Genomic DNA, 6,489 nt, shown 5'->3' with positions numbered 1-6,489 from the left:
AGCTGTTGGGGTAAATCCCGCTTTCCATTTCCAAGCATCAAAAACACCAACGCCCCGAACCAGTCGGGGCGTTGGATTTTTCTGGCGTCAGTGCGTTTTCACACGCTCTGATGGTGCCGGGCTTTTTATTGCGCGCTGGATCAGGGCGCCGGGTTGGGCTGCGCCTTGTGAATTGCCTCGATACCGGCGATCACTTCGTCGGAGAGCTTCAGCTCGGCGCTGGCCAGGTTGCTGTCCAGTTGCTCCAGGCTGGTGGCGCCGATGATGTTGCTGGTCACGAAGGGCTGCGCGGTGACGAAAGCCAGGGCCATTTGCGCTGGATCCAGGCCGTGTTCGCGGGCCAGGGCGACATAGCGTGAGCAGGCCGCTTCGGTTTCCGGATTGGTGTAGCGGGCGAAGCGGCTGAACAGGCTGATGCGTGCGCCAGCCGGGCGTGCACCGCCTTCGTATTTACCGCTGAGCATGCCGAATGCCAGGGGGGAATAAGCCAGCAGGCCGCACTGCTCGCGAATCGCCACCTCGGCCAGGCCCACCTCGAAGCTGCGATTGAGCAGGTTGTAAGGGTTCTGGACCGACACCGCGCGCGGCCAGCCGCGGCTCTCGGCCAGTTGCAGGAACTTCATCGTGCCCCACGGCGTTTCGTTGGACAGGCCGATATGGCGGATCTTGCCGGCCTTGACCTGTTCGTCGAGCACTTCCAGGGTTTCTTCGAGTGGTGTGAAGTCGGTTTCCCGGTGCTTGTAGCCAAGCTGGCCGAAGAAGTTGGTCGGACGCTCCGGCCAGTGCAGCTGGTACAGGTCGATCCAGTCGGTTTGTAGGCGTTTCAGGCTGGCGTCCAGCGCGGCGACGATGTGCTCGCGGTTGAATTTGAGCTGGCCATCGCGGATATGGCTGATGCCGTTGCCGGGGCCGGCGATCTTGCTGGCCAGGATCCAGTCGGCCCGGTCGCCGTGGTGCTTGAAATAGCTACCGATAATCTGTTCGGTCTTGCTGTAGGTTTCGGCGCGCGGCGGTACCGGGTACATCTCGGCGGTGTCAATGAAATTGATGCCGCTGGCCTTGGCCCGTTCGATCTGGGCATGGCCTTCGCTCTCGCTGTTCTGCTCGCCCCAGGTCATGGTGCCCAGGCACAGTGCGCTGACGTCGAGATCGGTTCGGCCTAGCTTGCGGTATTCCATGAGGTACTCCTTGGGTAAAAGAGTCATACAAGCAGGTTGAATTTTTTTTCGCAATCCGGATAATCCGGCACCTCTTTCTGCGGTGGAAGTGATGCGCCGCCTGCCGAAGAATCTTGCCGTATTGTGGACGCGCTGACCCGAGCCCCCGATAGCGTCCGTATGCGGCTGCCTTTGACTTGTCAAAGTACGCACTATCCAGTAAGATCCGCCGTCTATTTTTGCTGGGCGGCCCCTGAGGCTATAAAGAATGAAAACTTTTACTGCTAAACCGGAAACAGTAAAACGCGATTGGTTCGTCGTTGATGCTGCTGGTCAGACCCTGGGTCGTCTGGCCACCGAAATCGCGAGCCGTCTGCGTGGCAAGCACAAGCCTGAGTACACCCCGCACGTTGATACCGGCGACTACATCGTCGTGATCAATGCCGAGCAGGTGCGTGTAACTGGTGCCAAAGCCAGCGACAAGAAGTACTACTCCCACTCCGGTTTTCCGGGCGGCATCAAAGAGATCAACTTCGAGAAGCTGATCGCTCGTGCTCCTGAGCGCGTGATCGAGACCGCGGTCAAAGGCATGCTGCCGAAGAACCCGCTGGGTCGCGACATGTACCGTAAGCTGAAGGTGTACAAGGGTGCCGCTCACCCGCACACCGCTCAGCAGCCCCAAGAACTGAAGATTTAACGGAATAGTTCATTATGTCGGCGACTCAAAACTACGGCACTGGCCGTCGCAAGACCGCAACCGCGCGCGTATTCCTGCGTCCGGGCACTGGTAACATCTCGATCAACAATCGCAGTCTGGATACCTTCTTCGGCCGTGAGACCGCTCGCATGGTCGTGCGTCAGCCGCTGGAGCTGACCGAGACCGTCGAGAAGTTCGACATCTTCGTCACCGTTGCCGGTGGTGGTGTCAGCGGTCAAGCCGGTGCCATCCGTCATGGCATCACCCGCGCTCTGATCGAGTACGACGAAACCCTGCGCAGCCCGCTGCGTAAAGCCGGTTACGTCACTCGTGACGCGCGTGAAGTCGAGCGTAAGAAAGTCGGTCTGCGTAAAGCGCGTAAGCGTCCGCAGTACTCGAAGCGTTAATCGCGTCTACGCTTCCAAAAGCGCCCAGTTTCCTTACGGAGCTGGGCGTTTTTTATGGGCGTGGCAAAGTGCTGCGACAACGTGCCGCAGACGCGCAGGCCGCACGCGCCAAGGCTTTCGCCGATCTCTTCCAGGGTAATTACCTTGTCAGAAAAGGGGCTTTTCTTTACCATTTGGCGAATTTTTTGCGCGGCCCGATTTTTACTTAGTAGAGGCCTGAACAACAGGCCACAAAGCTGATGGGAGACGACTGAATGAGCAATGACGGCGTGAATGCAGGCCGGCGTCGCTTCCTGGTTGCAGCCACCTCCGTGGTGGGTGCAGCAGGGGCGGTAGGTGCTGCGACTCCGTTCGTGGGGTCATGGTTCCCCAGTGCGAAGGCCAAGGCGGCCGGTGCACCGGTGAAGGTGAACGTCAGCAAGATCGAGGCGGGTCAGCAGATGGTTGCTGAATGGCGCGGTCAGCCGGTGTTCATCGTGCGCCGTACCGAGGAAATCCTGGCCAACCTGACCAAGATCGAAGGCAGCGTTGCTGACCCGGAATCCGCTGCCTCCGTGCAGCCGGAGTACGTGGACAAGAAAAACCGCTCGATCAAGCCAGAGTTGCTGATTCTGGTGGGGCTGTGCACCCATCTGGGGTGTGCGCCGTCCTTCCGTCCGGAAGTAGCCCCGGCAGATTTGGGGCCGGATTGGGTCGGTGGCTATTTCTGCCCTTGCCACGGTTCGCGTTACGACCTCGCCGGGCGCGTGTACAAGGCGCAGCCTGCACCGCTGAACCTGCCAGTGCCGCCGCACACCTACGAAACGGATGATGTGATCATCATCGGTGTGGACCAGGAGAACGCGTGATGAGCAAATTCATGGAATGGGTGGATGCGCGCTTCCCCGCCACCAAGATGTGGGAAGACCATCTCTCCAAGTACTACGCACCGAAGAATTTCAACTTCTTCTACTTCTTCGGCTCTCTGGCACTGTTGGTGCTGGTCAACCAGATCGTTACCGGTATCTGGCTGACCATGAGCTTCGAGCCTTCGGCTGAGGGTGCTTTCGCCTCCGTCGAATACATCATGCGTGACGTCGAGTACGGCTGGATTCTGCGTTACCTGCACTCCACCGGCGCTTCGGCGTTCTTCGTGGTGGTCTACCTGCACATGTTCCGTGGTCTGCTCTATGGTTCCTACCAGAAGCCACGTGAGCTGGTGTGGATCTTCGGCATGCTGATCTACCTGGTGCTGATGGCCGAAGCCTTCATGGGCTACCTGCTGCCGTGGGGCCAGATGTCCTACTGGGGCGCCCAGGTGATCATCTCGCTGTTCGGTGCCATCCCGGTGATTGGCGATGACCTGACTCAGTGGATCCGTGGTGACTACCTGATTTCCGGCATCACCCTGAACCGCTTCTTCGCCTTGCACGTGATCGCGCTGCCGATCGTCCTGCTCGGCCTGGTCGTGCTGCACATCCTGGCGCTGCACGAAGTGGGTTCGAACAACCCGGACGGTGTCGACATCAAGAAATTCAAGGACGAAAACGGTGTGCCGCTCGACGGCATCGCCTTCCATCCTTACTACACCGTGAAAGATATCGTCGGCGTAGTGGTGTTCCTGTTCGTGTTCTGCTTCGTGGTGTTCTTCTTCCCGGAGATGGGCGGTTACTTCCTCGAGAAGCCCAACTTCGAAGCGGCCAACCCGTTCAAGACCCCTGAGCACATCGCCCCGGTTTGGTACTTCACACCGTTCTACGCGATCCTGCGTGCGGTGCCGGACAAACTGCTCGGCGTTATTGCCATGGGCGCTGCCATCGCGGTGCTGTTCGTGCTGCCCTGGCTCGACCGTAGCCCGGTCAAATCCATGCGCTACAAGGGGTGGCTGAGCAAGATCTGGCTGGTGGTGTTCTGCATTTCCTTCGTCATCCTCGGCGTACTGGGTGTGCTGGCTCCGACCCCGGGTCGTACTCTGCTGTCGCAGGTGTGTACCTTCCTGTACTTCGCGTACTTCATCCTGATGCCGTTCTACACCAGGATGGAGAAGACCAAACCGGTTCCGGAAAGGGTGACTGGCTGATGAAAAAGCTCTTCGCTGCATTTGTTTTCGCTGCGCTGCCGGCTCTGGCCATGGGCGCTGCCAGCAACTACCCGCTGGACAAGGTCGACATCGATCTGGCCGACAAGGCTGCCATGCAGGACGGCGCGCGTACCTTCGCCAACTACTGCATGGGCTGCCACTCGGCCCAGTACCAGCGTTACGAGCGTGTTGCCGATGACCTCGGCATCCCGCACGAAATCATGCTGGACAACCTGGTGTTCAACGACGCGAAGATCGGCGACCACATGAAGATCGGCATGAAGCCGGACGACGCCAAAGCCTGGTTCGGTGCTGCTCCGCCCGACCTGACCCTGGTTGCTCGTGTACGTGGTAACGACTGGCTGTACACCTACCTGCGCACCTTCTACGCAGACCCGAGCCGTCCGCTGGGCGCCAACAACAAGGTGTTCCCGAATGTGGGTATGCCCAACGTGTTGGTTGGCCTGCAAGGTAACCAGGTCATCGGTTGCAAGCAGGTTCAGGTCGTCACCGACGGCAAGAAGCAGTTCGACCCGCTGACCGGTGCACCGATCACGCACGAGGCCTGTGATCTGTTGACCGTCGAGGCGAACACCGGCGCGCTGAGCGAGGCCGAGTTCGACGAGAAGGTGAAGAACCTGGTGACCTTCCTGGCCTATTCGGCCAACCCGGTCAAGCTGAAGTCCCAGCGCATCGGTACCTACGTGCTGTTGTACCTGGCGTTCTTCTTCGTGTTCGCCTACCTGCTCAAGCGCGAGTACTGGAAGGACGTGCATTAAGCCGTTGCGGTTCTCTGCATATACCTGCGCGCCCTTATGGGCGCGCAGGTTTTTGTGCCCTGTCATTCCGGGTGGCCACCTTGCGGTGTGTCACTTGCAACTTCAAGAATTGCCCTTGGCAATTTTCGTGTTTCTACAAAATCAAAAAAAGCGAGGAGGATCGCCATGGCGGTGACCAATAGGTTGACCTGCTACTCCGACCCCGCCGACCACTATTCCCATCGCGTGCGTCTGGTGCTCGCCGAGAAAGGTGTCAGCGTCGAGATCATCGATGTCGAGCAGGGCCGTTGTCCGCCCAAGCTTGCCGAGGTCAATCCCTACGGCAGCGTGCCTACGCTGGTCGATCGTGACCTGGCGCTGTACGAATCGTCCGTGGTGATGGAGTATCTGGACGAGCGCTACCCGCATCCACCACTGCTGCCGGTCTATCCGGTTGCTCGCGCCAACAGTCGTCTGCTGATGCATCGTATCCAGCGTGACTGGTGTGTGCTGGTCGACCGTATTCTCGACAAGCGCAGTAAGGAGGCCGAGCGTCAGTTGGCGCGCAAGGAGCTGCGCGAGAGCCTGACTGGTGTATCGCCGCTATTCGCAGACAAGGCATTCTTTCTCAGTGAAGAGCTGAGTCTGGTGGATTGCTGTCTGTTACCCATTCTCTGGCGTCTGCCTGTTCTGGGTATCGAACTGCCGCGTCCGGCCAAGCCGCTGCTCGACTATATGGAGCGTCAGTTCGCTCGTGAGGCCTTTCAGGCCAGTCTTTCCGCTGCCGAGCGCGCGATGCGCTAAGAAGGAGGAAACCATGAATTCCAGTCGTCCCTATCTGGTTCGCGCCCTCTATGAGTGGATCGTCGACAACGATTGCACGCCGCATCTGCTGGTCAATGCCGAGTATCCGGGGGTGCAGGTGCCGCCGGGCTTCGCCAGCGACGGCCAGATCGTGCTCAATGCGTCGCCCAGTGCGGTGCGTCACCTGCACATGGACAATCAGGCGGTGAGTTTTGAAGGGCGCTTCGGTGGCGTTGCGCACAGCCTTTACATTCCGGCGGCTGCGATTCTGGCGATCTATGCGCGGGAGAATGGCCAGGGCATGGTTTTCGACATGGAGCCGTCGATGGCGGGCAGCCCTGAGGAATCGGGGCCGGACGATGATGGTCCGTCTGATGACGAGCCGCCGCGTCCCAGCGGCCGGCCGAGCCTGAAAGTGGTCAAGTAAACAATGAAAAGGACGCCCATGCAGACCGTGTGAAAACCTAGCAGTCTGAGAGCAAGCTGAAGACAATGTCTCCATCAGTCGATGGGGGCATTGTCGTTTATGGGCTACATCCAGGGCGAAGGTCGTCAGCAAAGCAGCCTGTTTCCTCCCACATTGGAGGAGCTGGTGCCGGAGGATCAC

8 protein-coding genes are annotated in these 6,489 nt (G+C 59.3%); 7 read left to right on the top strand and 1 reads right to left on the bottom strand.

The window, feature by feature from the left end:
- Nucleotides 1–140: 140 nt before the first annotated feature.
- Nucleotides 141–1,178: an NADP(H)-dependent aldo-keto reductase gene (locus ACNFCJ_RS23685; protein ID WP_416773844.1), complete on the bottom strand. Its 1,038-nt coding sequence runs from the start codon at nt 1,176–1,178 to the stop codon at nt 141–143.
- 247 nt (nt 1,179–1,425) lie between these two features.
- Here ACNFCJ_RS23685 and rplM point away from each other — a divergent pair, with 247 nt between their 5' ends.
- The 7 genes from rplM (at nt 1,426) to ACNFCJ_RS23650 (ending at nt 6,309) form a co-directional block, all read left to right on the top strand.
- The gene (rplM, locus tag ACNFCJ_RS23680) at nt 1,426–1,854 is read left to right on the top strand and encodes a 50S ribosomal protein L13 (RefSeq protein WP_003242947.1); all 429 of its coding nucleotides are present in this window, start codon (nt 1,426–1,428) and stop codon (nt 1,852–1,854) included.
- A 14-nt stretch (nt 1,855–1,868) separates the two neighbouring features.
- Nucleotides 1,869–2,261 carry a 30S ribosomal protein S9 gene (rpsI, locus tag ACNFCJ_RS23675; RefSeq protein ID WP_013714129.1) on the top strand — a complete coding sequence of 131 codons (393 nt, stop codon included), beginning with the start codon at nt 1,869–1,871 and terminating at the stop codon, nt 2,259–2,261.
- Nucleotides 2,262–2,515: 254 nt separating this feature from the next.
- Entirely contained in the window at nt 2,516–3,109 is a 594-nt protein-coding gene (petA, locus tag ACNFCJ_RS23670; protein ID WP_416773843.1) for a ubiquinol-cytochrome c reductase iron-sulfur subunit, read from the top strand.
- Nucleotides 3,109–4,320, top strand: a complete 1,212-nt coding sequence (locus ACNFCJ_RS23665) for a cytochrome b (RefSeq protein ID WP_143506930.1) — start codon at nt 3,109–3,111, stop codon at nt 4,318–4,320. Before petA ends, ACNFCJ_RS23665 begins: the two co-directional genes overlap by 1 nt.
- Nucleotides 4,320–5,099, top strand: coding sequence for a cytochrome c1 (locus ACNFCJ_RS23660; RefSeq protein WP_416773842.1), 780 nt, complete (start codon nt 4,320–4,322; stop codon nt 5,097–5,099). The genes ACNFCJ_RS23665 and ACNFCJ_RS23660 overlap by 1 nt, the downstream gene beginning before the upstream one ends.
- Nucleotides 5,100–5,264: 165 nt before the next feature.
- Complete coding sequence (locus ACNFCJ_RS23655) at nt 5,265–5,882, top strand: glutathione S-transferase N-terminal domain-containing protein (protein ID WP_125836004.1); 618 nt, start codon at nt 5,265–5,267, stop codon at nt 5,880–5,882.
- A gap of 13 nt (nt 5,883–5,895) precedes the next feature.
- Entirely contained in the window at nt 5,896–6,309 is a 414-nt protein-coding gene (locus ACNFCJ_RS23650) for a ClpXP protease specificity-enhancing factor (protein ID WP_106732768.1), read from the top strand.
- Nucleotides 6,310–6,489 lie beyond the last annotated feature (180 nt).

This window comes from Pseudomonas sp. NY15364 (assembly GCF_048068235.1).
Classification (GTDB): domain Bacteria; phylum Pseudomonadota; class Gammaproteobacteria; order Pseudomonadales; family Pseudomonadaceae; genus Aquipseudomonas; species Aquipseudomonas mendocina_D.
The sequence above is the reverse complement of the archived record's forward strand: the minus strand, read 5'-3'. Positions and strand labels throughout refer to the sequence as shown.

What these genes read in the sequence shown, in the direction of transcription:
- ACNFCJ_RS23650 (WP_106732768.1), top strand. Translation starts at nt 5,896, where the DNA reads ATGAATTCCAGTCGTCCCTATCTGGTTCGCGCCCTCTATGAGTGGATC.
- rpsI (WP_013714129.1), top strand. Translation starts at nt 1,869, where the DNA reads ATGTCGGCGACTCAAAACTACGGCACTGGCCGTCGCAAGACCGCAACC.
- ACNFCJ_RS23665 (WP_143506930.1), top strand. Translation starts at nt 3,109, where the DNA reads ATGAGCAAATTCATGGAATGGGTGGATGCGCGCTTCCCCGCCACCAAG.
- ACNFCJ_RS23660 (WP_416773842.1), top strand. Translation starts at nt 4,320, where the DNA reads ATGAAAAAGCTCTTCGCTGCATTTGTTTTCGCTGCGCTGCCGGCTCTG.
- rplM (WP_003242947.1), top strand. Translation starts at nt 1,426, where the DNA reads ATGAAAACTTTTACTGCTAAACCGGAAACAGTAAAACGCGATTGGTTC.
- petA (WP_416773843.1), top strand. Translation starts at nt 2,516, where the DNA reads ATGAGCAATGACGGCGTGAATGCAGGCCGGCGTCGCTTCCTGGTTGCA.
- ACNFCJ_RS23685 (WP_416773844.1), bottom strand. Translation starts at nt 1,178, where the DNA reads ATGGAATACCGCAAGCTAGGCCGAACCGATCTCGACGTCAGCGCACTG.
- ACNFCJ_RS23655 (WP_125836004.1), top strand. Translation starts at nt 5,265, where the DNA reads ATGGCGGTGACCAATAGGTTGACCTGCTACTCCGACCCCGCCGACCAC.